Source organism: Pseudomonas onubensis (genome assembly GCF_965653655.1).
Classification (GTDB): domain Bacteria; phylum Pseudomonadota; class Gammaproteobacteria; order Pseudomonadales; family Pseudomonadaceae; genus Aquipseudomonas.
Map to the genome: position 1 here is coordinate 1 of NZ_CBFHAZ010000264.1, position 455 is coordinate 455.

The 455-nt window shown below is 51.4% G+C and carries 1 protein-coding gene; it reads right to left on the reverse strand.

Annotated elements, in window-relative coordinates; all coding sequences use genetic code 11:
• Positions 1-455, reverse strand: a 455-nt coding sequence (locus ACTD9P_RS29880) for an enoyl-CoA hydratase-related protein (protein ID WP_438870456.1), incomplete at both ends; no start/stop codon positions are given.

Below are 455 nucleotides of genomic sequence, written 5' to 3' on the forward strand. Positions count from 1 at the left end.
CTTCACACCATTTAATTGTTTCCTCTTCAAGTTTCTCTAATGGGACAACCGTATTGACAAGCCCCATGTCGAGCGCTTCCTGCGCGTTGTATTGACGGCACAGGTACCAGATTTCACGGGCTTTCTTATGTCCGACGATACGCGCCAGGTAACCTGAGCCGTAACCGGCATCAAAGCTTCCCACTTTCGGGCCGGTTTGACCGAAAATCGCGTTATCGGCCGCAATCGTTAAATCACAGACGATATGAAGCACATGGCCTCCGCCGATGGCATAGCCTGATACCATCGCTACGACCGGTTTAGGAATCACACGGATCAAACGCTGAAGATCAAGCACATTCAGACGCGGGATTTGATCGTCTCCGACATATCCGCCGTGACCGCGGACTTTTTGGTCTCCGCCTGAACAGAATGCTTTATCTCCCGCTCCCGCAAGAACGATGACACCAATATTG